This is a genomic window from Streptomyces sp. NPDC002867 (assembly GCF_053591895.1).
Map to the genome: position 1 here is coordinate 1 of NZ_JBSFUR010000064.1, position 25,026 is coordinate 25,026.

22 protein-coding genes and 2 pseudogenes are annotated in these 25,026 nt (G+C 72.6%); 14 read left to right on the forward strand and 10 right to left on the reverse strand.

Annotated features, from left to right (window positions below):
• Positions 1-150: 150 nt before the first annotated feature.
• Positions 151-645 (reverse strand): DUF3145 domain-containing protein, encoded by a 495-nt coding sequence (locus ACWD0A_RS31960; RefSeq protein WP_177153428.1) that lies wholly within the window; start codon positions 643-645, stop codon positions 151-153.
• Between the two features lie 261 nt (positions 646-906).
• Between ACWD0A_RS31960 and ACWD0A_RS31965 the strand changes: the two genes are divergently transcribed.
• The 3 genes from ACWD0A_RS31965 (at position 907) to ACWD0A_RS31975 (ending at position 4,807) form a co-directional block, all read left to right on the forward strand.
• Positions 907-1,863, forward strand: coding sequence for a GDSL-type esterase/lipase family protein (locus ACWD0A_RS31965; protein ID WP_451303812.1), 957 nt, complete (start codon positions 907-909; stop codon positions 1,861-1,863).
• A 53-nt stretch (positions 1,864-1,916) separates the two neighbouring features.
• Positions 1,917-3,179 carry a pyroglutamyl peptidase gene (locus ACWD0A_RS31970; RefSeq protein WP_451303814.1) on the forward strand — a complete coding sequence of 421 codons (1,263 nt, stop codon included), beginning with the start codon at positions 1,917-1,919 and terminating at the stop codon, positions 3,177-3,179.
• 182 nt (positions 3,180-3,361) lie between these two features.
• Positions 3,362-4,807, forward strand: a complete 1,446-nt coding sequence (locus ACWD0A_RS31975) for a hydrolase (RefSeq protein WP_451303816.1) — start codon at positions 3,362-3,364, stop codon at positions 4,805-4,807.
• 59 nt (positions 4,808-4,866) lie between these two features.
• On the opposite strand, the gene ACWD0A_RS31980 is transcribed toward ACWD0A_RS31975, so the two are convergent.
• Positions 4,867-5,478 carry a LysE family translocator gene (locus ACWD0A_RS31980; protein ID WP_451303818.1) on the reverse strand — a complete coding sequence of 204 codons (612 nt, stop codon included), beginning with the start codon at positions 5,476-5,478 and terminating at the stop codon, positions 4,867-4,869.
• 83 nt (positions 5,479-5,561) lie between these two features.
• On the opposite strand from ACWD0A_RS31980, the gene ACWD0A_RS31985 reads away from it, so the two are divergent.
• A complete protein-coding gene (locus tag ACWD0A_RS31985; RefSeq protein WP_451303820.1) occupies positions 5,562-6,293 on the forward strand; it encodes a carbon-nitrogen hydrolase family protein in 732 nt (243 codons plus the stop codon).
• A gap of 23 nt (positions 6,294-6,316) precedes the next feature.
• Here the strand turns inward: ACWD0A_RS31985 and ACWD0A_RS31990 are convergent, their stop codons facing one another.
• Complete coding sequence (locus ACWD0A_RS31990; protein ID WP_451303822.1) at positions 6,317-7,132, reverse strand: EI24 domain-containing protein; 816 nt, start codon at positions 7,130-7,132, stop codon at positions 6,317-6,319.
• A 116-nt stretch (positions 7,133-7,248) separates the two neighbouring features.
• Here ACWD0A_RS31990 and ACWD0A_RS31995 point away from each other — a divergent pair, with 116 nt between their 5' ends.
• Complete coding sequence (locus tag ACWD0A_RS31995) at positions 7,249-9,795, forward strand: M14 family zinc carboxypeptidase (protein ID WP_451303824.1); 2,547 nt, start codon at positions 7,249-7,251, stop codon at positions 9,793-9,795.
• A gap of 78 nt (positions 9,796-9,873) precedes the next feature.
• Here the strand turns inward: ACWD0A_RS31995 and ACWD0A_RS32000 are convergent, their stop codons facing one another.
• A complete protein-coding gene (locus ACWD0A_RS32000) occupies positions 9,874-10,296 on the reverse strand; it encodes an organic hydroperoxide resistance protein (RefSeq protein WP_451303826.1) in 423 nt (140 codons plus the stop codon).
• A 78-nt stretch (positions 10,297-10,374) separates the two neighbouring features.
• Positions 10,375-11,391 (reverse strand): NADP-dependent oxidoreductase, encoded by a 1,017-nt coding sequence (locus ACWD0A_RS32005; protein WP_451303828.1) that lies wholly within the window; start codon positions 11,389-11,391, stop codon positions 10,375-10,377.
• Between the two features lie 90 nt (positions 11,392-11,481).
• Here ACWD0A_RS32005 and ACWD0A_RS32010 point away from each other — a divergent pair, with 90 nt between their 5' ends.
• Positions 11,482-11,919 carry a MarR family winged helix-turn-helix transcriptional regulator gene (locus ACWD0A_RS32010; protein WP_451303830.1) on the forward strand — a complete coding sequence of 146 codons (438 nt, stop codon included), beginning with the start codon at positions 11,482-11,484 and terminating at the stop codon, positions 11,917-11,919.
• A gap of 56 nt (positions 11,920-11,975) precedes the next feature.
• On the opposite strand, the gene ACWD0A_RS32015 is transcribed toward ACWD0A_RS32010, so the two are convergent.
• On the reverse strand, positions 11,976-12,731 hold the full coding sequence (locus ACWD0A_RS32015; protein WP_451303832.1) for an SCO2400 family protein: 756 nt from the start codon (positions 12,729-12,731) through the stop codon (positions 11,976-11,978).
• A gap of 121 nt (positions 12,732-12,852) precedes the next feature.
• Here ACWD0A_RS32015 and ACWD0A_RS32020 point away from each other — a divergent pair, with 121 nt between their 5' ends.
• Entirely contained in the window at positions 12,853-13,419 is a 567-nt protein-coding gene (locus ACWD0A_RS32020; RefSeq protein ID WP_451303834.1) for a hypothetical protein, read from the forward strand.
• Between the two features lie 179 nt (positions 13,420-13,598).
• On the forward strand, positions 13,599-14,798 hold the full coding sequence (locus ACWD0A_RS32025; protein ID WP_451303836.1) for a rod shape-determining protein: 1,200 nt from the start codon (positions 13,599-13,601) through the stop codon (positions 14,796-14,798).
• Between the two features lie 119 nt (positions 14,799-14,917).
• On the opposite strand, the gene ACWD0A_RS32030 is transcribed toward ACWD0A_RS32025, so the two are convergent.
• Positions 14,918-15,367, reverse strand: coding sequence for an Lrp/AsnC family transcriptional regulator (locus tag ACWD0A_RS32030; RefSeq protein WP_451303838.1), 450 nt, complete (start codon positions 15,365-15,367; stop codon positions 14,918-14,920).
• 69 nt (positions 15,368-15,436) lie between these two features.
• On the opposite strand from ACWD0A_RS32030, the gene ACWD0A_RS32035 reads away from it, so the two are divergent.
• The 4 genes and pseudogenes from ACWD0A_RS32035 to ACWD0A_RS32050 all read left to right on the forward strand — a co-directional run bounded on the left by ACWD0A_RS32035 (position 15,437) and on the right by ACWD0A_RS32050 (position 20,304).
• Positions 15,437-16,087, forward strand: a complete 651-nt coding sequence (locus tag ACWD0A_RS32035) for a hypothetical protein (protein WP_451303840.1) — start codon at positions 15,437-15,439, stop codon at positions 16,085-16,087.
• Positions 16,088-16,161: 74 nt separating this feature from the next.
• A pseudogene (locus tag ACWD0A_RS32040) lies at positions 16,162-17,390 on the forward strand (MFS transporter).
• A 117-nt stretch (positions 17,391-17,507) separates the two neighbouring features.
• Positions 17,508-18,968: an acyl-CoA synthetase gene (locus ACWD0A_RS32045; RefSeq protein ID WP_451303842.1), complete on the forward strand. Its 1,461-nt coding sequence runs from the start codon at positions 17,508-17,510 to the stop codon at positions 18,966-18,968.
• A complete protein-coding gene (locus ACWD0A_RS32050) occupies positions 18,961-20,304 on the forward strand; it encodes a carboxyl transferase domain-containing protein (RefSeq protein WP_451303844.1) in 1,344 nt (447 codons plus the stop codon). Before ACWD0A_RS32045 ends, ACWD0A_RS32050 begins: the two co-directional genes overlap by 8 nt.
• 395 nt (positions 20,305-20,699) lie before the next feature.
• Here ACWD0A_RS32050 and ACWD0A_RS32055 read toward each other — a convergent pair whose 3' ends face one another.
• On the reverse strand, positions 20,700-22,604 hold the full coding sequence (locus ACWD0A_RS32055; protein ID WP_451303846.1) for a ricin-type beta-trefoil lectin domain protein: 1,905 nt from the start codon (positions 22,602-22,604) through the stop codon (positions 20,700-20,702).
• Positions 22,605-23,112: 508 nt separating this feature from the next.
• Between ACWD0A_RS32055 and ACWD0A_RS32060 the strand changes: the two genes are divergently transcribed.
• On the forward strand, positions 23,113-23,526 hold the full coding sequence (locus ACWD0A_RS32060) for a VOC family protein (RefSeq protein WP_451303848.1): 414 nt from the start codon (positions 23,113-23,115) through the stop codon (positions 23,524-23,526).
• Positions 23,527-23,703: 177 nt separating this feature from the next.
• Here the strand turns inward: ACWD0A_RS32060 and ACWD0A_RS32065 are convergent, their stop codons facing one another.
• Together ACWD0A_RS32065 and ACWD0A_RS32070 are read right to left on the reverse strand one after the other, a co-directional pair.
• Positions 23,704-24,273, reverse strand: a complete 570-nt coding sequence (locus ACWD0A_RS32065; RefSeq protein ID WP_451303852.1) for an RraA family protein — start codon at positions 24,271-24,273, stop codon at positions 23,704-23,706.
• Positions 24,165-24,833, reverse strand: a complete 669-nt coding sequence (locus ACWD0A_RS32070; RefSeq protein ID WP_451303850.1) for an LLM class flavin-dependent oxidoreductase — start codon at positions 24,831-24,833, stop codon at positions 24,165-24,167. The genes ACWD0A_RS32065 and ACWD0A_RS32070 overlap by 109 nt, the downstream gene beginning before the upstream one ends.
• Positions 24,834-24,844: 11 nt before the next feature.
• Between ACWD0A_RS32070 and ACWD0A_RS32075 the strand changes: the two are divergent.
• Positions 24,845-25,026, forward strand: a pseudogene (locus tag ACWD0A_RS32075) (hypothetical protein); the annotation flags it as partial.

Consider the following 25,026-nt stretch of genomic DNA (forward strand, 5'->3'; position numbering starts at 1 on the left):
GTCCGGGATCCCGCGCCTCAAGCGCCGGCGGGGCTGCTTATGCAGCCCGTCCGGCGCTTGAGGACACCGCGCGAAGCGCGGTACGGGGTCCGGGGCTTGCCCCGGTTACGGGCAGGGGCGGGGTGGGGGATTGGGGGAACAAACCCCCGGTCACACCACCTGGTGGAGCCAGCGGACCGGCGCGCCCTCGCCCGCGTAGCGGAAGGGCTCCAGCTCGTCGTCCCACGGCTTGCCCAGCAGCTTCGCGATCTCCGCCTCCAGCTCCGTCTCCCCCTGCGACGAACGCGCCAGCGCGGCGCGCAGGCGGTCCTCGGGGACCAGGATGTCGCCGTGCATGCCCGTGACCGCGTGGAAGATGCCCAGCTCCGGCGTCGCGCTGTAGCGCTCGCCCTCGGCCGTCGCGCACGGCTCCGCCGTCACCTCGAAGCGCAGCAGATGCCAGCCGCGCAGCGCCGACGCCAGCTTGGAGGCCGTCCCGGCCTCGCCGCGCCAGGAGAACTCCGCTCTCCAGGTCCCGGGCGACGCGGGCTGGCGGACCCAGTCGAGCTGGACCCGCACGCCGAGCACTCCCGCGACCGCCCACTCGACGTGGGGGCACAGCGCGCGCGGTGCGGAGTGAACGTACAGAACGCCACGTGTCGTCACCGGGACCTCCAGTGTGGGACGAGGATCACCTTCCCAGCGGCCTCAGTAAACAGCATCGGGAGCGGAACTCCGCAAAAGGGACAACATGTGACGTGATGTAATTTACTGGCGCCGATGGGCGGGGGTGCCTCTGGGTCGACGGGAAAAAGCTACCGTGCGGGGGCCCGGGAGGGATGGCGTACTGTCGGTCCTGGACCCGTACGCACGAAGCTTTCACTCGGCAGGAGTCCGACCGCCGGGTCGCAGAAGGGGAACACGGGGATGCGGCAGCGCGCGAGGACGTACCGCAGGCGTGGGGCAGGGATCGTCGCCGTGACGCTCGTCACCCTGTCGGCCGCTGTGCTGACGGCATGTGACTCCTCGTCACAGCAGGGCGGACGACCTGGCTCCGCTTCCTCCCGGCCCACGCCGAGTCCCAGCCCGACTCCTCCCTGGGACCGCACCCCGCGCTCCCTCGCCGCGGTCGGCGACTCGATCACGCGCGGCTTCGACGCCTGCTCGCTCTTCGCCGACTGCCCCGAAGTGTCGTGGGCCACCGGCACGGACACCCGGGTGAACAGCCTCGCGCTGCGTCTGCTCGGACCGGCCGGCGCCGCCGCCCGCAGCTGGAACCACGCCCGTTCCGGCGCCGACGTCGCGGATCTGCCCGCACAGATGGCCCTCGCGGCCGCGCACAAGCCGGAGCTGGTCACGGTGATGGTCGGCGCGAACGACGCCTGCGCCGACACCATGGAGCGCATGACGCCCGTCGAAACGTTCCGCGCGTCGTTCGAGGCGTCGATGGCCCGGCTGCGCAAGGACGCGCCCAAGGCCCAGGTGTACGTGTCGAGCGTGCCGGACCTCAAGCGCCTGTGGTCGACGGGCCGCGCCGATCCGGTGGGCAGTCAGATCTGGAAACTGGGCATCTGTGCGTCGATGCTGGGCGAGGCGGAGGACGACAGCCTGTCGGCGCAGCAGCGCCGGGACACCGTCCGGCAGCGGATCGTCGCGTACAACGAGGTCCTCGAGGACGTCTGCGCCGAGGACGACCGCTGCCGCTACGACGGCGGCGCGGTGTTCGACTACCGCTTCAGCGGGCAGCAGTTGAGCCGCTGGGACTGGTTCCATCCCAACCGGGACGGTCAGGAGCGGCTGGCCGAGATCGCGTACCGCAACGTCACGGCCGCGAAGCCGCCCGCCGGGCACCCGGCCGGGCAGGCGGACGGCGGCGCGCGGTAGCGACGGCAGCGCCCCGCCCGCGATACTTCCGCCCACCCGACGGAAGGATTCCCGTGTCCCGGATACGCGCCCGCCTGGACGTGCTCGGCGTCGCCCTGTTCGCCTCCGCATCCCTCGCCCTCACCGTGTCGCCGACCGCCGCGGCGCAACCCGCCGACGCGGCGCGGGCCTCGGACGCGCGGCCTCTCACCGTCGAGGAGCAGCGCCTGGAGCGGGCCGTGCCACAGGAGATCCTGCGGCGCAGCGGATTCGACGGCGTGGCGCCCGCCTTCACCCGTGCGCTCGCCGGGGCCGGGTCCTACGGGCAGGCGGAGCGGACCGTCGTCCGGCAGGGGGCGGCGCTGTGGGAGCGTGCCGTGGACCGGGCGCAGGGGCGCGGGCCCGCCCGGGGCGACCTGAGCCGCGACGACGACCGGCCGCTGTACTGGGCCCGGCTCGGCATGACGGCGCATCTGCGCCAGTGGGAGCCGTCGTTCGGTCTCGACGACGCGCAGCGGGCGCGCCTGCTGGACCGCCTGGAGCGCAGCACGCGCGGCCAGGACTCGATGGACTTCCCCGTGGGCAAGGGGATCAGGCGCATCGTGATGACGGGCTTCGACCCGTTCACACTGGACCGGGACATCCGGATCAGCAACCCGTCCGGCGCCACCGCGCTCGCGCTGGACGGCACCTGGATCCGTACGGCGGACGGGCCGGCCCGGATCGAGACGGCCGTCTTCCCGGTGCGCTGGCAGGACTTCGCCGACGGCACGGTCGAGCGGACGCTGCGGCCTCGGCTGCGGGAGGCGGATCTGTTCACGACGGTGAGTCAGGGCCGGGTGGGACGGGTCGACATCGAGCGGTTCAACGGCGCCTGGCGTGGCGGGTTCCCGGACAACGACAACGTCTCCCGTACGGAGACGGTGCCGGTCGACGACCCGGCCACGCAGCCCCAGTGGACGACGACCACGCTCCCGTACGCGGCGATCACCGCGGCGGACACGGGCCGCTTCCCGGTCTTCGACAACACGTCGGTGACCGAGGTCCCGGCGGGCGGCGGCCCCGCGGTGGTGCGGCCCGAGGGGCCGACCCCCGGCTCGGCGGCGCGCGCCGGGGGCGGCGGCAACTACCTCTCGAACGAGATCGCCTACCGCGCGACGCTGCTCCGCGACCGGCTGGGCCTGGCCGTCCCCGGCGGCCACGTGCACACCCCGGTGCTGCAGTTCGGGGCCGGGAACACGACGGAGGTCACCGACCCCGAGTTCGTGCGCAACCGGCTGGACATCATCGCGCAGGTGCGGGCGATCATCCGCGTGACGGCGGAATCCACCGGCTGATCCCCGGCCGCCGCCTGGCCCGCACCGCCGCTGTCCGGGTGCGGGCCGGGGCCGCTGCCGGGGCCCTTATTGGACATGTACCGTTCAATCAAAGGCCGCCCGCTCGTGCGCCGGGCGCATTTCTACGCGCGCAGACTCGACGCCCGCACCGCCTCTCCCCCGCCTTCACGGAGGTATGCCGGATGCTCGGACCCAGACGCACCGGACGCGGATTCGCCCGCGTCCTCGCCCTGTTCGCCGCCGCTCTGCTCACCGCCGGAGCCGTACAGGCCGCCACCGCCCCCACCGCGGCCGCCGCCGAACCGCACCGTGTCCTGTTCGACAACAGCAAGGCCGAGACGGCGGGCAACGCCGACTGGATCATCAGCACGAGCCAGCCCGACCCGCTCGGGCAGAACCCGTCCCCCTCGACGGAGACCAGCTGGACCGGCGCCATCTCCTCGTGGGGCGTCGCCCTCCAGAGGACCGGCGACTACGCGCTGAAGACCCTGCCGCCCGGCAGCACCATCGCCTACGGCTCCGGCGCCGCGCTGGACCTGCAGAACTTCGACACCTTCGTCCTGCCCGAGCCCAACGTGCTGCTGACGGCGGCCGAGAAGACCGCGGTCATGCGCTTCGTGCAGAACGGCGGCGGCCTCTTCGTGATCCCGAACCACAGCGGGGCCGATCGCGACAACGACGGCTACGACGGCGTCGAGGTCGTCAACGACCTCATGAGCAACAACAGTGTCGACAGCACCGACCCGTTCGGCTTCTCGGTCGACTCGCTCAGCATCGGCAGCGAGAACCCGAAGGCCGTCAGCAGCACCACCGACCCGGTGCTCAACGGTCCGTTCGGCAAGGTGACCGGCAGCATCATCCGCAGCGGGACCACGGCGACGCTCAAGCCGTCGGCCAACTCCTCGGTCAAGGGCCTGGTCTACCGGCCCGGCCACTCCGGCAATACCGGGGCCTTCTTCGTCACCAGCACGTTCGGCAGCGGCCGGGTCGCGTTCTGGGGCGACAGCTCGCCCATCGACGACGGCACCGGCCAGGCGGGCAACACCCTCTACGACGGCTGGAACGACACCGCGGGCACCAACGCGGCCCTCGCCCTGAACGCCACCGAGTGGCTCTCGGGCGGCACCGGCGACGGAGGCGGCGGGGGCGGCACCTGCACCGCCGCCCAGCTGATCGCCAACCCCGGCTTCGAGTCCGGCGCGGCCTCCTGGACCGCCACGAGCGGCGTCATCACGAACGATCCCGCCCGCCCGGCCCGCACCGGCTCGTACAAGGCGTGGCTGAACGGCTACGGCACCGCCCACACCGACACGCTCGCCCAGACCGTGACCGTCCCGTCCGGGTGCACGACGGCCGCGTTCACCTTTCACCTGCGCGTCGACACGGCGGAGACCACGACGACCACGGCCTACGACACCCTCAAGGTGCAGGTCCTCAACAGCGGTGGCACGGTCCTGTCCACCCTGGCGACGTACTCCAACCTCCATGCCACGAGCGGCTATGTGCAGCGGAGCTTCGGCCTCGGCGCGTACGCGGGGCAGACCGTGACCCTCAGGTTCACCGGGACGGAGGGCTCCCGGCTGCAGACGTCGTTCCTCATCGACGACACGGCGCTCCAGGTGAGCTGACCGCCGCTGCTTCGGGCCCCGTCCGGCGTCGTCCCGGGCGGGGCCTCATGTCCCCTCGGTCAGCGGGCGAAGCCCAGGCTGACGCCGAGGCCGACGAGCACCGAGCCGATGGCCCGGTTGAGGGCCCGCTGCCGGCGCAGCAGGGCGGCGCGCAGCCGCGGCTGCGAGAAGAAGAGCGCGACGAGCCCGAACCAGCCGAGGTGCGCCACCGACATGAACAGCCCGTACCCGGCCTGCTGCCAGGTCGCCGTGTCCGGTCCGACGACCTGCATGAAGGTGGAGACCACGAAGAGGGTCGTCTTGGGGTTGAGGACGTTGGTGAGGAAACCGCCGCGCAGCGCACCCAGCGGCGTCAGCCCCTCCTTCCGCCGCTCCAGGTCGACGGTGATCTCGGTGCGGGCGGTGAAGGTCCGGAAGCCGATGTAGACGAGATACGCGGCACCGGCGATCTTGATGGCGGTGAACAGCTCGGTGGACGAGGCGATCAGCAGCCCGACGCCGAGCATCGTGTACGTGACGTGCACGAGCACGCCCGCGGCGACACCGGCGGCGGCGAACAGGCCCGTCGTGCGGCCGTACAGGCAGCTGTTGCGCACGACCATGGCGAAGTCGGCGCCGGGGCTGATGACGGCGAGGACGGTGATGACGGCCACTGCGATCACTTCGGTCATACGGCGATGCTGGCACGAGGGGCGGCACGGTGGTGAGCCGTCCGGGCTTTTCTCCCGGATGACGAGACGGTGATGATGGCCGCATGAAGATCGCAGCAGCACAGTTCCCGTCGACTCTCGGCGACGTCGAGGCCAACATCGGCAGCATGGCGGCCCTGATCCGCGAAGCGGCCCGACAGGGCGCCCGGTTCGTGGCCTTCTGCGAACTCGCCGCCCAGGGTTACGCCCTGGCCCCCATCGCGGCCGACCCCGGCCTGTGGCTGGCCGAGGACGACCCCCGGCTCGAACCGGTGCGCGAGGCGTGCCGTACGACCGGGACGGCCGCCCTGATCGGCTGCGCGGCCCGCACGGACGGCGACCGGCCGGCGATCTCGGCACTGGTGATCGGCCCCGACGGCGAACTGCTCGCCCGCTACGACAAGACGCACCTGTACGGTGAGGAGTTGGAGGTCTTCACGGCGGGCACCGTGGAGGGCCGTTTCGAGCTCGACGGGGTCCGCTTCTCGGTCGCGATCTGCTACGACAACCGGTTCCCCGAGGTGGCCGCGTCCGCCGCGGCGGACGACTGCCGGGTGTACGTGGCCAGTTCCGTACTGGAGGCGGGCAACGACTCGTTCGAGAAGGTCTGCCCGGTGCGGGCCCGGGACAACGGCCTGTACGTGCTGCTCGCCAACCACGTCGGCACCTGCGAGGTGGGCGAGTGCCGCGGCGGCAGCGCGGTGTGGGGCCCGGACGGCGCGCTGCTGGCGGACGCGGGCGACGGCGGACGGGGACTCGCCTTGCTGGAGCTCCCCGCGGACGCGGCCGCGCGCTAGAACGAACGACGCCGGGCCGCCGGTCAGGACTTGGTGAAGCCGTACGGGGGCTGCCCGGGGGCGGGCGCCGCCGGGGCCGCCCCCGCGGTGTCGTCCTCGCCCCGCGGGGACACCAGGTCGCGTGCCATCAGCGTCGCGCCCGCCACCGCGCCCGGCATCAGGAACACCGCCAGGAACGGGACGAGGAACGCCAGCGTCAGCGGCACGCCGAAGCCGAGCGTCAGCAGCCGGCGGCCGCGCAACAGGCCCAGCCGCTCCTTCAGTTCGATGCCGCGACGCTGGAGCGCGACGGCGGTCAGCTCTTCAGTGAGGAAGAAGCCGGAGACGCAGAAACCGACCACGGGCACGACCGTCTGACCGATCACCGGGATGAACCCGCAGGCGAAGAGCAGCACTCCGTAGAACGCGACGCGCAGCAGGATCCGCACCGAGTCGCGTGCGGAGATCCACAGTTCGCGCCACAGCAGCAGGCCGGACGTCGGCACCTCGCCGCCCTCGGTGCGGTCGACGTGCTCGGACAGCGACTCGTAGAACGGCTGGCCGACCAGCAGGGTCACCGCCGTGAAGGTGATCACGGCGAGGAAGAGCCCGAAGGCGAAGGCGAGGGCCGTCAGCGTGCCGCGCAGGACGCCCTGCCACGGCGAGGACCAGTCGTCGGCGAACGGCGTGGCCCACGCGACGAGGTCGTCCGCGCCCCAGGCGAGGCCGGTGAGCGCCGCCGCGTAGAGCACCAGAGTCACCAGGCCGGGCAGCAGCCCGAAGCCGAACCAGCGGCCGTGCCCGCCGACCCAGCGCTGGCCCTTCATCAAGTAGCCGAAGCCCACCCCGAGATCACGCATACGCACAGCTTATCGGTGTGGCTCTTGTTGTTCGGGAGCCGAACCGGTAGACCTCGCGTACTGATCGTGTACTGATCACGTATCGATTCTTCCGGCACTGGAAAGGTCCGTACCGCATGGGATCATCCCGACCCGTACTGATCACCGCCGGCCTCGCGGCCGCGCTCGCGGGCGCTCTGCTCGTACCGCCGGCCGCCACCGCGGCCCCGGGCAGGGACGATCCGCGGCCCCATCCCCTGCGGGAGGGCGGCGGACGTGACACGGGCGCAGCCCGGGCGCCCGCGTCGGCCACCGCCGATGCCCTGGGCGGCCCGGCGTCCGGCCTGCGGACGCGCACCGGCGGCTACCCGCGCGAGACGACGCTCGACGTCCCGCCGGCGAACCCGGACGACAAGTCCATCAAGCTGGGCCTGGTCCCGTACCACGGGATCGCACCGCGCCTCAACGCCCTGCAGCAGCTGGGCGACCGGGTCAGCGTCGAGGTCGCCGGGCACTCGGCGGGCGGCCACGAGCTGTACCTCGTCACCGTGACGGCCCCGGAGAGCGCGGCGCAGGCGCGCGAGCAGGAGCGGATGCGCGAGCGGATCGAGAACGCGCCGGCGGCCGCGGCCAAGGACCCGCGCATCAAGGCGGCGTACAAGACGCCCGTGTTCATCAACAACAACATCCACGGCAACGAGTGGGAGGGCACGGACGCCGCGCTGAAGCTCATCGAGGAGCTGGCGAAGGCGAAGGACGCCCGCACAGCCGACCTGCTCGCGAAGAACCGCGTCTACCTCAACGTGACCGCCAACCCGGACGGCCGGATCGCGGGCACCCGCGCCAACTCCGGCGGCTTCGACCTGAACCGGGACTTCATCACCGCGACCCAGCCCGAGTCGCGCGCCATCCGGCAAATCGCGATCGACAAGCAGCCGGCCGTCATGCTGGATCTGCACGGCTACGTCAACGGCACGCTGATCGAGCCGACGACGCCGCCGCACGGCGAGAACTACGAGTACGACCTCTTCCTGAAGAACGCGTACGCCAACGCCCTCGGCATGGAGAAGGCCGTCAACGGCCTCGGCTACACGTTCGACAAGGACGGGGTGCGGCCCGCCGTGATCCCGTTTCGGGACGAGAAGGAGGGCTGGGACGACTGGCCGCCCATCTTCACCCCGCAGTACATGCCGTTCCACGGCACGGTGGCCTCGCACACCATCGAGTTCCCGATGCGGGTCAACAACCGCGACTACGACGCGCTGCCCGTCGCCGAGCTGCGTCGCCGTGCCGTCGTCAACACCGACATCGCGGGCGCCGCGATGCGGGCGACGCTCGCCTACACGCACGCGCACCGCACGTCGGTGATCGCCGACCAGATCGAGACGTTCCGGCGGGGCGCGGCGGGCGAGGCGCAGCGGCCGGTGTCGGAGGAGACCGTGCCGGGCGTGCCGGGCATCGGTCCCGAGGACGTGTACACGGCGACCTTCCCGCGGGCCTATGTGATCCCGGCCGGCGGCTCACAGAGGTCGGCGGTGGCGGCGGGCCGGCTGGTGGACCATCTGGTCGCCAACGACGTGCGCGTGGAACAGGCGCGCATGCCGTTCCGGCTGGAGAGGCGCTCCTACCCGGCCGATTCGTACGTCGTCGACATGCACCAGCCCAAGCGCGGTCTGGCCAATGTGATCCTCGCCGAGGGACGCGACATCAGCGCGGACGTCTCGGCCATGTACGACATCTCGGGCTGGAGCCTGGGGCTGCTGTGGGGCGCGACGGTGGACAAGTCCGTCTCGGACGCGCCGCGTGTGCCGACGCGCACGGTGCACGCAGCGTCGCCGACCGGCCGGGTCGCCCCGTACGGCGACCTGCGGCTGCGTCTGGACGACCCGAAGGAGATCGCGGCCCTCAACTCCCTGCTGGCGCAGGGGGTCCAGGTGCGGCGGACGGCGGACGGCGCGGCGGTCGTGCCGGGCTCGGCGCGGGGTGTCGCACGGGTGCTGGCGGACCGGCTCGGGGTCGCGTTCGAGGCGACGAAGGAGAAGGGCACGGCGCCGCTGCACCGCACCCGGGTCGCCGCGGCCGTCACTCCGGGCGAGCTGTTCGCGCTGCGGGAGATGGGCTTCGCGGTGGTGCCGGTGTCGACGCAGGTGCTCAACGCGGGCTTCGACTGGTCCGCGGTGGACGCCCTGTTCGTGTCGTCCGGCCTGGACCACGCGAAGCTCACCCCGGCCGCCCGGGCGGCGTTCGGCGCGAGCGGCGTCGGCGTGGTCGGGCTCGGTGAGCAGGGAGCGGCGTTCAACGCGGCGGCCTCGCTGCTGGACGTGACCGCGGTGGCGGGCAACGGCGACGCCAACGGCGTGGTCCGCGTGACCAACGCCGACGGCCCGATCACGGGCGGCGCCCCGGCGCACACGTTCGTCTACTCGCCGGGCTGGTTCACCGGCCTCGGCAGCGGCGTGCGCGTCGAGCAGTCGTACGGCTCCGGGAACCCGCTCGTGTCCGGCCACTGGCGTGCGGCGGAGGACGGCAAGGGCGGCCCCCAGGACGCGGCGGGCCGTGCGTCGGTCGTCTCGGGGACGTCGAAGGCCGGGGCGCCGGTGGTGCTGTTCGGCACCGAGCCGCTGTTCCGGGCGCACCCCAAGGGCGTGTTCGCACAGATCGGCCGGGCGCTGCTGACTCGCTGAACACGACCGGCGGCCGACCGCCGGGCATGCGACGAGGGCCGCACCCCGTGCGCGGGGTGCGGCCCTCGGTCATGCGTGTCACACGGCGAGGTCGACCGTGATGTTGCCGCGGGTGGCCTTGGAGTACGGGCAGACCTGGTGGGCCTTCTCGATGAGGTCCTTGGCGGTGGCGGCGTCCACGTTCGGGATGCTCGCGGAGAGCTTGACGATGAGGCCGAAGCCGTCGTCGTTCTTGCCCAGGCCGACCTCGGCGGTGACCGTGGACCCGGTGATGTCCGCCTTCTCCTGGCGGGCGACGACGACGAGGGCCTGCTGGAAGCAGGCGCTGTAGCCGGCGGCGAACAGCTGCTCCGGGTTGGTCCCGGCGCCGCTGCCGCCCATCTCCTTGGGCGGGGTCACGACGAAGTCGAGGGTGCCGTCGTTCGTGGCGACTCGGCCGTCACGGCCGTTCTCCGCGGTGGCGACAGCGGTGTAGAGCACCTCGGACTGCTGGATGGACATGACGTCTTCCTCCTGCTGGTTCGCCGCGACTCGCGCCCACGATCGCGACGGCTGGGGAAGAGCCTAACGGGTGACGACTCAGGCCAGAGAAACGATCATCTTTCCGGTGTTCTCGCCGCGCAGCAGACCCGTGAAGGCGTCGTAGCCGTTCTCGATGCCCTCGACGACGGTCTCGTCGTACTTCAGCTCGCCGGAGGCGATCCAGCCCGCGACGTCCTGGACGAACTGCGGCTGGAGGGCGGAGTGGTCGTTCACGAGCATGCCCTGAAGGCGCAGCCGCTTGCCGATGATCAGGGCGAGGTTGCGCGGGCCGGGGGCCGGCTCGGTGTCGTTGTACTGGGCGATCATTCCGCAGATGGTCGCCCGGCCGCCGACGTTGAAGGAGGAGATGGCGGCCTCCAGGTGGTCGCCGCCCACGTTGTCGAAGTAGACGTCGATGCCGTCGGGGGCCGCCTCCTTCAGCTGCTTGGCCACCGGTCCGTTCTTGTAGTTGAACGCGGCGTCGAAGCCGTACTCCTCCACGAGGCGCTTGACCTTCTCGTCGGAGCCCGCCGAGCCGATGACCCGCGAGGCGCCCTTGATCCGGGCCATCTGGCCGACCTGGCTGCCCACCGCGCCGGCGGCGCCGGAGACGAAGACCACGTCGCCCTCCTTGAAGGAGGCCACCTCGAACAGACCCGCGTAGGCGGTGAGGCCGGTCATGCCGAGCACGCCGAGGTAGGCGGAGAGCGGCGCCAGCGACGCGTCGACCTTGACGGCGTGCTGCGCGGGCACGCTCGCGTACTCCCGCCAGCCGAGGCCGTGCAGCACGTGGTCGCCGACCGCGAAGCCCTCGGCGTTCGACGCGACGACCTCGCCGACCGCGCCGCCCTCCATGGGGTGGTCGAGCTGGAACGGCGGGACGTAGGACTTCACGTCGTTCATCCGGCCGCGCATGTACGGGTCGACCGAGAAGTACAGGTTGCGCACGAGGACCCGGCCCTCGCCCGGCTCGGCGACCTCCGCCTCGCGCAGGGCGAAGTCCTCGGGCTTGGGCCAGCCGTGCGGGCGGGCGACGAGGTGCCATTCGCGGCCGGACGCGGGAAGAGCGGACATGCTGGGTTCCTCCTAGGAATGCTTCACTACCTCAAACAACCATGCTCCTCGATATTTAATGTTGTCAAGTATCCGGATATCCTGAGACCCATGGCCATCCCAGGAACAGACCCCCTCACCCTCGAAGTCGTCGAGCTCATCGGCTCCGTCGTGGCCCGCTACCACGACGAGTACGAGCGCGCCGCGGCCGAGCACTCCCTCACCGGCGCCCAGGCCCGGGTGCTGGGGCTGCTCTCCCTGGAGCCCCTGCCCATGCGCCGGATCGCGAACAAGCTGAGGTGCGAGCCGTCGAACATCACCGGGATCGTGGACCGCCTGGAGACGCGCGGCCTCGTGGAGCGGCGCCCCGACCCGGGCGACCGCAGGGTGAAGCTGGCCGCGGCCACTCAGGAGGGGCGCGGCACGGCGAAGCGGCTGCGCGAGTCGCTGGACTTCGCGCGCGAGCCGCTGGCGGAGCTGTCCGCGGAGGAGCGGACGGCGCTGAGGGACCTGCTCAGGCGGATGCTGGGCGAGCGCCCCGAGCAGTAGCCCCGGGGGCGACGCGGGACGCCGGCCGGGCCGGCGTCACCGGCACCGCGGGGGTGTCACAGACACCACCACAGGAAGCGGTCGCAGGTCTGCGTGGGCGAGGGCTCCGGCGGCGGGGGCTCCTCCTCCCCCGGCGGCTCCGGATCATCCGGATCGCCCGGACCGGAGGTCGGCCGGCCGCTCCCGCTGGGATCGGCGTCGCCGGGAGGGCCGTCCGTCGCGGACGGGGAGGCGCCGTCACCGGCCGACGCGGAGGCGGAAGGCGCCGGGCCCTCGCCGTCGCCTCTCCCCGTGCCCGCGCCCGTCGCGGGCGCACCCTCGTCCTTCTTCGTCCCGGTGGCACTCCCGGCCGGGCGCGGGGAGCCGGACGACATCACCGGCTTCTCGCTCACCTCGCCCGGACCGTCCGGGGTGTCCTCGGCGGCCGACGGCTCGATCGTCTCCGTCTCGACGACGTCCTGTTCCTTGACGGTGGTGGCCGCCCCGTCACCGCCGGACCCCTCGATCGCCAGCTCCGCGAGGCTCAGCGCGCCCGCGGCCAGCACCAGGCCGAACGTCCCCAGGACCACCTTGCGCCCACGCCTCTTGCGCGCCCGGCGCCCGGCGGACGCGGGCTTGCGGCGCGACTGCGCCTGACGGCGCGCGGCACGCGGCCCGGGCCGCGCCGGCTCGGGCTCCACGTCCAGTTCGTAGACGTGGCCCGTGTCCGGCGCGTTGGTGGAGTGGTGACGGAGCTCCTCGACGGGGGTGCCGCACCCGGCACAGGCCAGCGCGCCGTTGAGGTGCCGTCCGCACGGGTGGCAGTAATCCATGGCCCCCGGAGAGTATGCGGCACCGGGGTACGGGCGGTGGGTCGGAGTGTGAGGATCCTGTGTGGAATCTCCACTTCCCCGGCGTGCCCGCTCGCTTGTGCCGTCACATCCTCCGGGCAGGATGTCGGGCATGGTTGCCACCGCCCCCTTCGGACCGCTCGACTTCCAGCTGGTGCTGCTGCGCCGGATGGCCGACCACCAGCCGGACCTCGTCGAGGACGCCCGGCGCGAGCTCGGCGTCTCGCTCGCGCAGATGCGGGAGGCGAACCGCCGCTGGCAGGCGATCGTGCGCTCGCCCCGGGCGCGCGGAGCCCTGACCCGCTACCGCTCGGTGCTCGGCACACCGGAGTCGGTCGAGCACCGGCGCATCGGCGACCTGGAGTGCGACGCGCTGCAGTGGCCGGTGCCGCTCTGGCCCGACCTGCGTTTCGAGGTCCTGGCCGCGAAGAACGGGGCGGTGTGGAACGAATGGCTCGTACGGGCCCCGGGGGCGGCCGGCCCCGAGCTGCGGACGACGGCGGACCTGCGGCCCTGGTCGTGCACGGTCGACGAGGTGGCAAGGGCGTTCGCGCCGGCCCGGCCACTGGAGGGATCGGCACCGACGAGATGGCGCCTGGCGTTCACGCCGCCCGGCGAGGGCGAGCGGATCGCGGAGTTCACCTGGGGGCTTCTGCAGCGCCTCATCTGACGGGGCGTGAGCACCGGCCGGGACGCGTGCCTGACGCACGCACGCGCCGCCGCCCGGGTGCGTCCTGCTCATCTGGCGGAGTGTCAGACCGCAGTGCCCCCAACCGGCGCAGCCCAGCGCGCGCACGGCCCCGGGCGATCGCACGATGCGAACACGTACCGCACTCGGGAGGATCTGCCGTGACCGTCAGCCTTGAGCAGCTGCGCCGTTGCCATGTCGCCGTGGACATGGGGGCGGCCAGGACCCGTGTCTTCGTCAAAGGCGCGGGCCTCGTCGTCGATGAGCCCAGCGTCGCCGCCGTGAACACGCGTACCGGCGCGCTGATCGCGGTCGGCACGCTCGCCGAGAAGATGACGGGCCGGACGCCCGACTACATCCGCGTCACACGGCCCGTCAGCGGCGGTACCGTCGTCGACATCGACATGGCGCAGCGCATGCTGCGGCACCTGCTCGGCGAAAAACTCCGCCGCCAGCTGCGCCGCAAGCCCCGGCTGCGCGCCGCCGCGAGCACCCCGCACGACTCCGACCCGCTCGCGCAGCGCGCCACTGTGGAGACGCTGGTCGGTCTCGGCGCCCGCCGGGTCGAGCTCGTGGACACGCTGATCGCCGCGGCCGTCGGCTGCAAGCTCCCGGTCGAAGAGCCCACGGCGAACATGATCATGGTGTGCGGCGCGGCGACCACCCAGATCGCGGTCCTCTCTCTCGGTTCGATCGTCACCGCCGAACGCATCCCGATCGGCGGCAACGCGATCGACCACGCGGTGATCCAGCACCTGCGGCACCAGCACGCCCTGATGCTCCCCAGCCAGTCCGTGCGTCCCCTGCAACTGGCGCTGCACGGCAACGGCCTCACCTCGCAGGGCCCGACGTCCACCGAGATCCACGGCCGGGACGTGGCCACCGGACTCGCCCGTTCGGTGCGCGTCGACACCGCCGCCGTACGGGAGGCCATCCACACGCCTCTCACCTCGGTCCTCGACGGCATCGGCAAGGTGCTGCGCCACTGCCCGCCGGACCTGGTGGCCGATCTCGTCGACAGCGGCATCGTGATGGTCGGCGGCAGCGCGCTGCTCCCCGGACTCGACCAGATGCTGCGGGACGCCACCGGTATGTCGGTGCGGATCGCCGAACGGCCCGACACCTGCACGATTCTCGGGCTCGGCGCGATGCTGGAGGGCAGTATCCAGCCCATGGTGCTGGACCCGCTCGCCGACGACATCGACTTCGACGAGTCCTCCGACGGGACGGGGTACGCACACGGCCTGTCGTCCTTCGGGGCCGTGTCCGCGTCCGGGGCGGGCGGGGAGGACGACGCGCCCGGCGCCGGTCCGGACCCTGACGACCAGGACCGCTCGGAAGCGGCGCATGAGCCCCGGTGACGAGGACGTCGCGGACCCGGCGGGGCCGATGGCGCCGCAGCGTGCGGCTGCGGGTCACCGACGACGGGCCGCCTGAGGACGGCGGCCGGCTGAGCACGGCTGAGCACGGCTGACCACGGTCACCCGGGCGTCCTCCCGGCAGGCGCACGCGCGTCGCGCAGGGCGATACGGGTGCTGGACTGGGCGACACCGGCCTCCCGCTTGAGGGTCCGCAGCAGGGCGTCGAGCTCGGCGGCGTCGGCCGCCGTGGCCCGTACGAGGTAGTCGTGCGCGCCGGTGACATGGACGACCTCGGTGATGCCGGGCAGCTTGAGCACGACCCGTTCGAACTCCTCGTTCGTCGTGTCGAGGCGCAGCGTGATGTCGATGAAGACGACGAGGCCGGGGCGGGGACCGGCCGTCGGGTCGACGATCGTGGTGAAGCCGCGGATGGTCCCGTCCCGGACCATCCGGCGCACCCGGTCGGCGGCGGCGTTGGCGCTCAGGCCGACCCGGACGCCGAGATCGCGGTAGGAGATCCGCGCATCCTCGCGGAGCACGCCGAGGATTTCCCTGTCGAGGCCGTCCATACCGCGATTGTCGCAGCCGACGCCGTCATACGACCGCGAGACGACCGGCGGACGCACCACGGTGTGCCCATGACCGAGATATGGACGACGGCCGGCGCGGGAGCGGTGGCCGGACTGGGCGTGGCGGTACCGGTGGGCGCGATCGGCGTGCTGCTGGTCCAGGAGGCGATGCGCGACCGCGCCGCGGCGGTGGCTGCGGCGTCCGCGGTGGCGGTGGTCGACATGTCGTACGCGGCGGTGGCCACGGCCCTGGGCCCCTGGGTGGCGTCGGCGCTGTCGGGCGTGGAGGCATGGGTGCGCCTGGCATCCGCCCTGATCCTGGCCGCCATCGCGGCGCACGGCCTGTGGTCGTCCGTACGGGGGCCGCGCGACGGCCCGGCGGACGGGGTCACGCGGGGCGGGGGCGACGAGGCTGTGGCGCGGGCGCGGCTCGCGCGGGTGTTCGCACGGTTCGCCGCACTCACCGCCGTCAATCCGACCACCGCCCTCTACTTCGCCGCCCTCACCACCGCCCAGGGCGCGGCCCTCCGGAGCGGCGCGGCCGGGGCCGTGTTCGTCGGCGGCGTGCTCGTCGCCTCGCTCGCGTGGCAGCAGTTCCTCGTGGCGGCCGCCGGTTACGCCGGGGCCCGGATCTCCGGCACCGCCCGCGCGTGGACCTTCCGGATCGGCTTCGGGCTCGTCGCCGTCTACGCCGTGAAGATCGCGCTCCCGCTGCCCTGAGCGTCCCTGTCGCGCACCGCCCGCACGGAGCAGTTCCGCGCGACCCTGCCCTGGTGGACGCCTTGACTGGGCGCGTGGACACCCCCGCGAAGCCCTCCGCAGCCGCGTACCGCAACCTGATCACGGCCACCGTCGGCTTCACGCTCACCTTCTGGGCATGGAACCTGGTCTCGCCGCTCGGCGGGACGTACAAGGAGCGGCTGACCTGAGTTCCTTCCAGCAGGCGCTGCTCGTCGCCGTGCCGGTGCTCGTCGGCTCACTGGGCCGGGTCCCGGTGGGAGCGCTCACCGACAGGTACGGCGCGAAGCTGATGTTCCCGCTGGTGTCCGCGTTCACCGTCGTGCCCGTACTCCTGCTGATCCCGGCGCGGGACTCGTACGGCGCCCTGCTCGCCGTCGGGTTCCTGCTGGGGCTCGGCGGCACGACGTTCGCCATCGGCATCCCGCTCGTCAACTCCTGGTTCCCGCCTGCCCGTCGGGGTCTCGCGCTCGGCGTCTTCGGCATGGGCATGGGCGGTGTGGCGCTGTCCGGTTACTTCACGCCGCGGATCGCCGAGCGGGGCGAGAACCTGCCGTTCGTCGTGGTGGCGATCGCGCTCGCCGCGTACGCCGTACTCGCGGCGCTGCTCCTCACCGACCGTCCCGACCGCACGGTGCCCACCACCTCGCTCGGGCGGCGGCTCGGCCGGGCGGGGCGGCTGCGGGTGACGTGGGAGCTCTCGGCGCTGTACGCCATCGGGTTCGGCGGGATCGTCGCGTCCGGCGTCTACCTGCCCACGTACCTGAGGACCTGGTACGAGCTGAGCCCGACCGACGCGGGCGCGAGGGCCGCCGCGTTCGCGCTGGTGACCGTCGTCTTCCGGCCGATCGGCGGCCGGCTGTCGGACCGGGCGCACCCCGCGGTCGTGACCGCCGGCGCGCTCGCCGTCGTCGCGCTGTCGGCGATCGTGCAGGCCTTCGACCCCGGCCTGTACCCGGTCGGCACGATCGCTCTGCCGGCGACGGCGGCGGGGCTCGGCACGGCGAGCGGCAGCGTGTTCGCGCTGGTCTCGCAGGTCACCCCGCAGGCGCAGGTGGGCAGTGTGACGGGCATCGTCGGCGCGATGGGCGGTCTCGGCGGTTTCGTGCCGCCGCTGGTGATGGGCGCGATCTACAGCGCGAAGGACTCGTACGCGATCGGCTTCATGCTGCTGTCGGACCTGGCCCTCGCGGGGTGCGTGTACGCGTACGGCCGGATGCGGACCGTCCCGCCCGTGCCGGAGGCCGGTTCCCGGAACGCGCATCCGGTCACCTCCCGGCGATAGGGCCGTCCGGTTCGAGGCAGGTTCAGGTCGCCGCCACTCCACGGGGAGACAATGGGGCGACGGGAAGCACTGCCATGAGCCTGCCGTGCACGGCACGCGACACCAGGAGGTCGACGAGTGAGTTCCCTGTTCCCGGCGCTGACAGCCACGGCCGGCCCTGACCACAGCGACCGGGTCGCCCTGCGGTTCGGGGAACGGTCCCTGACCTACGGGCAGCTGGCCGGTGCCGCCGGAGCTCTCGCGGTCCGGATCGGCTCCGCCGCGGCCGGCGGGCGGGTCGCGTTGTGGGCCGCGCCGGCGCTGGAGACCGCGGTCGGCACGGTCGCGGCGCTGCTCGCCGGCGTACCCGTCGTACCGCTGAACCCGAAGACCGGCGGGCGGGAGCTCACGCACATCCTCGCGGACAGCGAGCCGTCACTGGTGCTGGCCGCTCCGGGCGACGAACTGCCCTCCGCCCTACGCTCGTTGGAACGCGTCGACGTGCCGGTGGCGGGCGACGGCGAGGTGCCGTCCGGTGAACCGGGGCCCGGCGCGCCCGCGTTCGTCGTCTACACCTCGGGGACCACCGGCCCGCCCAAGGGCGCCGTCCTGCCGCGCCGCGCGGTCGCCACGACGCTGGACGCGCTCCAGGACGCCTGGCAGTGGAGCGCGGACGACGTCCTGGTGCACGCGCTGCCGCTGTTCCATGTGCACGGCCTGATCCTCGGCGTCGTCGGCCCGCTGCGGCGCGGCGGCCAGGTGCGGCACCTGGGCAGGTTCACCCCCGAGGGCGTGGCCCGCGAGCTCGGGCGGGGCGGCACCATGCTGTTCGGCGTACCCACCATGTACCACCGGCTCGCCGAGGCGCTGGACGACGACCCCGAACTCGCGAAGGCGCTGGCGGGCGCCCGCCTGCTGGTGTCGGGGTCGGCCGCCCTGCCGCTGCCGGACCACGAGCGGATCGCCGCAGCGACCGGGCGGCGGGTGATCGAGCGGTACGGCATGACCGAGACGCTGATGAACACGAGCGTACGGGTCGACGGCCAGGCGCGTCCGGGGACGGTCGGCGTGCCGCTGCGCGGGGTCTCGCTGCGACTGGTCGAGGAGGACGGCACGGAGATCACGGCGTCGGACGGGGAGACGATCGGCGAGATCCAGGTACGCGGCGACCATCTGTTCACCGAGTACCTGAACCGGCCCGACGCGACGGCGGCCGCGTTCGACGGGGAGTGGTTCCGCACCGGGGACATGGCCGTGCGCGACGCGGACGGATACGTGCGGATCGTGGGACGCAAGGCGACCGACCTGATCAAGAGCGGCGGTTACAAGATCGGCGCCGGGGAGATCGAGAACGTCCTGCTGGACCATCCGGCGGTGCGCGAGGCCGCGGTCACGGGCGAGCCGGACGCGGACCTGGGCGAGCGGATCGTCGCGTGGATCGTGGCGGCCGATCCCCAAAAGCCGCCGTCGGCCGAGGAGTTGGCGGCGCATGTGGCGGGCCAGCTCGCCCCGCACAAGCGGCCGCGCGAGGTGCGGTTCCTCGACGTCCTTCCCCGCAACGACATGGGCAAGATCATGAAGCGGGCGCTCCATGTCTGAGCGGTTGACCGCCCGCGAGGCGATAGCGCTGGTCTGCGACGACTTCACCGAGCACGAGGCCGCCGAACCGCCCCGCGCGGGCGACGGCCCGCTGGACTGGGAGGGGTACGGCGCGGCGCGCGAACGGGCGGCGCGGCGCACCGGCTCGGCAGAGTCCGTCGTGTACGGCGAGGCGACGCTCGGGGAGCGCCCGTGCGTGCTGATCTCCTTCGCATTCGGCTTCCTCGGCGGGTCGTTGAGCCAGAGCGCCGGGGACCGGCTGGAGGCCGCGTACGCCCTGGCCCGCGAGAGCCGCCGCCCGCTCGTCTCCCTGATCGCGACGGGCGGCAGCCGGATGCAGGAGGGGATGATCGCGCTGTCCCAGCTCCAGCGGGTGGCACGCGCGTCCGTGCTGCTGCGCGAGGCCGGTGTCGCGCACATCGCCGTGCTGCGCGATCCGACGACGGGCGGCGGGTGGGCGACGCTCGGCGCGGGCGCCGACGTGACCCTGGCGCTGCCCGGCGCGCAGGTCGGCTTCGCGGGATCGCGCATACGGCCCCCGGACGCGGACCCGGCGGCGTACACGGCCGAAGGGCAGCTCGGGGCGGGCCAGATCGACGCCGTCGTACGGCCCGAGGCGCTGCGCGACACGGTCGCCTTCTGGGCCGCGGCTCTCGGATCGGAGGCGCCGGCCGAGGCCGCTCCCCCGCCGCGCGCGCTGGGCGGGGCGGGGCGGCCGCCGGGCTCCGGCTGGGACGCCGTGCGGGCGGCCAGGAACCCGGACCGGCCACGGGCGGGCGCGTACCTCGACGACTACTTCGCCCGGCGCGAACCGCTGCGCGGAGACCGGTGCGGCGGCGACGACCCCGGGATGCTGTGCGGCGTCGGGCTGCGCGAGGGCCGGCCGGTGGCGTACGCGGCCCAGGCCGGGACCGCGACCCGACCGGCCGGTTACCGCACGGCAGCGCGCGTGGTGCGGCTGGCGGACCGCTTCGGACTGCCGGTGCTGACGCTCGTGGACACCCCCGGCGCGGCCAACGACGCCGAGGCGGAGCGGGCGGGCGCGGGCGCGGCGATCGCGGAGCTGTTCACGGCGATGGCGGCCGCCCGCACACCGCTGACGAGCCTGCTGATCGGCGAGGGCGGATCGGGGGGCGCGCTGGCGCTGGCGGCGCCGGGCAACACGTGGGCGACGCCGGACAGTTACTTCTCGGTGATTGCCCCGGAACTCGCCGCCGCGATTCTCAAACGCGACCCGGCCGAAGTCCCCCGCACGGCCGGCCAACTCCGCCTCCGCCCGCAGGATCTCGTGGACCTGTCGGTCGTCCGCGGCATCGTGGGCCCGGCGGGGACCTGACGGCCGGCGGGGCCTTTCGACGGTCGCGTCGGCGGTGGGCCCATGCAGCCGTCCGCCCGGCCCCGGGGCCGTTCCGCCGCCGGCCGCAGCGGACTCGTTTGCGGGCCGGTGGCTGCCCGTCGGCACGCGTCGTCGACGCGGAGGAGGCCCTGCGGGCGCCCGCCGCCACGTGCGGCAGGCGTCAGCGGCGGGTGCGGACGGGCTCACCGCGCCACTTCGCCGGAGCAGCCGGCCCGTCGGTCGCGGTGCGGCCGAGGCCGTTCCGGCAGGCGGCGCGGAGCCACGGGCCGGGATCACGGCCCGGTGGTCAGGGGCCCTCGGTCGGCGGCTCGTCCTCGGCCGGAGGCCGGGTGGCCTCCGGCACCGGGAGCAGCACCGGGTTCACGGCCCGGTGGTCAGGGGCCCTCGGTCGGTGACTCGTCCGCGGCCGGAGGCCGGGTGGCCTCCGGCACCGGGAGCAGCACCGGGATCACGGCCCGGCGGGAACGCTCCTTCGTGTCCGGTGCGTCGTCGCTCGCACGGCGGAGGCTCCCCTCGGAGCGCGTCTCCGGCGTCGCGGCTGGCCGCGAAGGCCCCGGGGCCGACGGGGGCGCCTCGCACGTCTCGGGGACGCAGCGCTCACCACCGGGCGGCGGACCGCCCACCTCCTCCGTGTAGGGCGCCGACTGCTGGGTGGGGCCGGGGCGGACGCCGTCCGTCGCCCAGACCTGGCCGAACGAGTCGTCCCGTACCTTCACGACCAGGGGCGAGCCCGGGTCGGTCGATGCCGGGACGACCGCGAGCCGTTCGTTCCAGCGCGGGACGACGTGCCCCTGGATGGTCAGGTCGTACCGGACGTCGCCGGAGTCGGGCGCCGTGCGGCCCGTGCAGGCGCCGGCGACAACGACGCCGTCGAGCCCGCGCGAGTTCAGGCACAGCTCGGGCGCGGCCGCGCTGCGCAGCCTGCCGTCGGTCTCGTACACCCACTGCTGGGTCGGGGACGAGGACGAGCACGCCGCCATCAGGACGTCCACGTCCTTCTTCGCCTTGCTGCCGGCGAAGTCGGCACAGAGGTCGGCCTCGACGTTGCGCAGTCTCGTGGTGAGCGGACCGCTCGGAAGGCCTGCCGAGGTGGCCGAGGGCTGCGGGGCCGGTGCGCCCGGCAGGGACGCGGACGGCGTCGGCGCGCCCGGTGTGGTCGGCGCTGTCGGCGCGGCCTCGCTCACGCCGGGCGCGGACGGAGCCGTGCCGGTGACCGACCCGCTGGGGACGGTCGGGCCCGCGTGGTCGCTGTCGTCGGACCACAAGGTGGCCAGGAGGGCGACGGCCAGCACTCCGGTGGCGGCGACGGCGGCACCGAGGCCGAGGGCGGCCGGTGTCGCCCTCTCCACGGCGGCCCGCCTGCCGCGCAGCACCAGGGACGGCAGGGCCAGGCCCCGGCCGCCGCCCCGGGAGTGCCGCCCGGCCCCCCGGCCACCGGGCGCCCCCGGCCGGCCTTCCCTCAGGCGGGCGTGGCGGCGACGGCCCGGCCGGGACGCGAGATAGGACGGCGCGGCGCCCCCCAGCAGCGCCTCGGCGATCAGAACGCCGAGCCGGCCCTCGGACTGCCGCAATTGGTCGGCTGCGTAACGGCAGTAAGGGCATTCCGACAGGTGCACCTGGATGTCGGGGATCAGTGCCCCGCCACGGCGCAGCGATATGTCGAGGAGACGGTTGTAGTGGCGGCATTCCCCGGTGGGAGCGTGCTCCCGGTGCACGCGTACGCAGACCTGCCGGAACTGTTCGCGCGTATGGTCGAGTTGGTCGGAGGCGACGCGCGGATCAATACCCAGCAAACCGGCCGGTATGGATATCCCCTCGACCTCGACCTCGGCATGCCAGAGCAGCACCTGGGCGGTCGTCGGCATTGCGTGAAAGGCCCGGGAGATCAGCTGCCTATTCTCGGCCGGGGGTTCGGGAATCGACAGCCCCGGCAGCATCGCGGTGATCCGCTGGTCACCGGCCCAGGCCTTGACGATATGACGGGTGGTCACCAGCAGATGGGGCCGCAGCCCACCGGCCGAGCCGCCTCCCGCGAGATTCTCCATAAGTTGCGCGAATGCCGCCGTCGCCAGCATCGAGGCGATTTTGGCCGAGGGCGCGCAAAGGGTCGCGTAGTCGAACACGGGCTGCCAGTGCCGGGCCAGCAGCGCGGCGACGGGGTGGGCGTTCTGGCCCGCTCCCCCGGCGCGCAGCGTGGCGGCAAGCTCCTCGTCGGAGACCCCGGGTATGCGGCCGGCCTGCGAAGAGGGCACGTTTCCGGGCGTGCTGGGGTGCTGCATGGGCTCTTTCCATCCATGGCATTGCGGTGGGGGGTTGCTGAGCGACCTCGGCTCCGGCCGGTGGATGCCGACAGCCGGTCGACAAGGAGCGGACCTGTTGGTCCATACCATCCGGTGGCGACACCGCTTCTTTTGGAAGGGATCGCCCGCAGAGAATTCGAACGGTTGATCAGAAGGGCGTTTGTTCGGACATGAGAGGGCTCACCCTTGCACAACTTCCCTGCGAGGAACAAGAGTTCCGCATCGCCCCGCGATTAAGGAGGCGGGAGTCGAGCCATCCGCCGGCCGGACGACACCGCTTTCTGGAACACGAGTAAGTACAACAATGACGAGCCATTGCCGCGCGACTCCTTGACGCATGCCCGAAATCGGTCCGCCCAGACTGCCGTTACCGCGCGAAACATCGCCACTTCCGGAACGGCCGCGGACACGAACGGTTCACCTCTGCCACAGAAGCGGTCCGGGACTAGTCTGCACTCCTGACAAACCATCATGAAAGGATCAAGCTGTGGCCTCTCGTCTCAACCCGTACATCAGCTTCTCCGGTGAAGCGAAGCAAGCCATGGACTTCTACAAGGGCGTCTTCGGCGGCAACCTGTCGGTCCACACGTACGGCGACTTCGGCTCCGAGGCGCCCCCCGGATACGGCGACAAGGTCATGCACAGCATGCTGGAGACCGAGAAGGGCTTCACGCTGATGTGCGCGGACAATCCGCCCGGCATGGAGTACAAGCCGGGCAACAACTACGCCGTGAGCCTGAGCGGGGAGGACGCCGACGAGCTGCGCGGCTACTGGGAGAAGCTGTCCGACGGCGGCAACGTGCAGGTGCCGCTGGAGAAGCAGATGTGGGGCGACGTCTTCGGCATGTGCACGGACAAGTTCGGCGTCGCGTGGATGGTCAACATCAGCGAACAGGGCTGACCCGCCCCGAGCCTCCCGGTCCCCGAAGGCCCCGGCCGCAGCAGTTCGCGAGAAGAAGGCGTCCTGCTCGATTTCCGCGCGGCGAAGCCGTGCGATGGGCAACGGAAAGCAGCGGCGCATCCCGGGTGCTGTCCCGGGCTGCGCCGCTGAAAAGTCTGTGTGCGGAGGGTGGTCCGGTCAGCCCGTGAAGCCCTGTTCGCTCAGCGCCTTCTCTACGCGGGCGCGATGATTCTTCTCCCACGCATCGAGGGACTCATCCGCCTCCTCGGCGAGCTTCGCCTGAGCGGCCGTGAGAATCTCCTCCTGGCGGGCGGCCGGGGTGACGACAATTCCTTCCTCGTCGGCGACCACGATGTCGCCGGGATGTACCAGCACACCCCCGACGCGGGCCGGCTCACCCAGCGCACCGACTTTCTTCTTGGTACCCGGGATCGGGATGACGCCGCGCGAGAAGACCGGGAAGCCGGCCTCTCGCACCTCGCCGAGGTCGCGGATGACGCCGTCGACCACGAAGGCCGCGACACCCCGGCTCTGGGCGACGGCACACACATTGCCGCCGGCCAGCGCGTAGTCCACGTCGCCCGACTCCACGACGATGACCGAGCCCGGCTCGGCGCGATAGATGGCGGCGTGCAGCATCAGGTTGTCGCCGGGCTCGCACCGGACCGTGTACGCGGGCCCCGCGACGCGCGGCGAGTCCCACAGCGGGCGGATACCGATGTCCATGACCTGCTCTCGGCCCAGCAGTTCGGCGAGGGTGGTGGGGGGAACGTCCTTGAATGCGTTGTCCATTGCTTCCTCTGCTCCGTTGCGGTGTCGCGGGCCGGTGGGTCGATCAGCGGCGGGCGGCCACGTCCTTCTCCGGGCTGCAGAAGCGCCGGCCCCAGCCGGCCCCGCCGCCGGAAGCCGACAGTACGGGGCCTTGGTCGCCGACGATCCACGATTCGCGCTCGGAGCCGACGCGCCGCCCGCCCCAGCCCCAGCTCGAACCGGCCACCGTTGATGACGTCCAGAGTGGCGGCCGACTTGGGGATCAGCGGCGGATGACGCAGGGGCAGCTTGGCCACGTCCGGGAACAAACGGATCCGCTCGGTGCGGGCCACCAGACTGCTCAGCAGCGTCCCTGTGCCCAGGAACCTCACCGGCCCTGGCGGCGGAACTGAGTCATCGCCGCACGCTGCCCCAAGATGTTCATCGACCTGCGCGACCAGGGGTCCACGGCCGGCACACGGCACATGACCGGTCAGTGAGGGGGCGGATCCACGCCGAATCCGCGACAGCAGCCCGGACTGTCTCTCTGTGCCCATTATTATGACGAATGGTGACAGTCCATAACGGTGACGAGGATGGTGTCGCAGTGCGGCGCAAGCTCAAGGATCCGGACCTCGGGAATCTGTCCACGCGGCTGCTCTTCTCGATCCAGAAGGAGCTCTTCGAGACGCTGGCCGAGCAGGGGCATCCGGAGCTACGGCCGCAGCACGGGGCCGTGCTGGGGTTTCT

Excerpts from the sequence above, each read along its gene's own strand:
- ACWD0A_RS31965 (WP_451303812.1), top strand. The coding sequence starts at position 907 with ATGCGGCAGCGCGCGAGGACGTACCGCAGGCGTGGGGCAGGGATCGTC.
- ACWD0A_RS31975 (WP_451303816.1), top strand. The coding sequence starts at position 3,362 with ATGCTCGGACCCAGACGCACCGGACGCGGATTCGCCCGCGTCCTCGCC.
- ACWD0A_RS31980 (WP_451303818.1), bottom strand. The coding sequence starts at position 5,478 with ATGACCGAAGTGATCGCAGTGGCCGTCATCACCGTCCTCGCCGTCATC.
- ACWD0A_RS31985 (WP_451303820.1), top strand. The coding sequence starts at position 5,562 with ATGAAGATCGCAGCAGCACAGTTCCCGTCGACTCTCGGCGACGTCGAG.
- ACWD0A_RS31990 (WP_451303822.1), bottom strand. The coding sequence starts at position 7,132 with ATGCGTGATCTCGGGGTGGGCTTCGGCTACTTGATGAAGGGCCAGCGC.
- ACWD0A_RS31995 (WP_451303824.1), top strand. The coding sequence starts at position 7,249 with ATGGGATCATCCCGACCCGTACTGATCACCGCCGGCCTCGCGGCCGCG.
- ACWD0A_RS32000 (WP_451303826.1), bottom strand. The coding sequence starts at position 10,296 with ATGTCCATCCAGCAGTCCGAGGTGCTCTACACCGCTGTCGCCACCGCG.
- ACWD0A_RS32005 (WP_451303828.1), bottom strand. The coding sequence starts at position 11,391 with ATGTCCGCTCTTCCCGCGTCCGGCCGCGAATGGCACCTCGTCGCCCGC.
- ACWD0A_RS32010 (WP_451303830.1), top strand. The coding sequence starts at position 11,482 with ATGGCCATCCCAGGAACAGACCCCCTCACCCTCGAAGTCGTCGAGCTC.
- ACWD0A_RS32015 (WP_451303832.1), bottom strand. The coding sequence starts at position 12,731 with ATGGATTACTGCCACCCGTGCGGACGGCACCTCAACGGCGCGCTGGCC.
- ACWD0A_RS32020 (WP_451303834.1), top strand. The coding sequence starts at position 12,853 with ATGTCGGGCATGGTTGCCACCGCCCCCTTCGGACCGCTCGACTTCCAG.
- ACWD0A_RS32030 (WP_451303838.1), bottom strand. The coding sequence starts at position 15,367 with ATGGACGGCCTCGACAGGGAAATCCTCGGCGTGCTCCGCGAGGATGCG.
- ACWD0A_RS32035 (WP_451303840.1), top strand. The coding sequence starts at position 15,437 with ATGACCGAGATATGGACGACGGCCGGCGCGGGAGCGGTGGCCGGACTG.
- ACWD0A_RS32050 (WP_451303844.1), top strand. The coding sequence starts at position 18,961 with ATGTCTGAGCGGTTGACCGCCCGCGAGGCGATAGCGCTGGTCTGCGAC.
- ACWD0A_RS32055 (WP_451303846.1), bottom strand. The coding sequence starts at position 22,604 with ATGCAGCACCCCAGCACGCCCGGAAACGTGCCCTCTTCGCAGGCCGGC.
- ACWD0A_RS32070 (WP_451303850.1), bottom strand. The coding sequence starts at position 24,833 with ATGGGCACAGAGAGACAGTCCGGGCTGCTGTCGCGGATTCGGCGTGGA.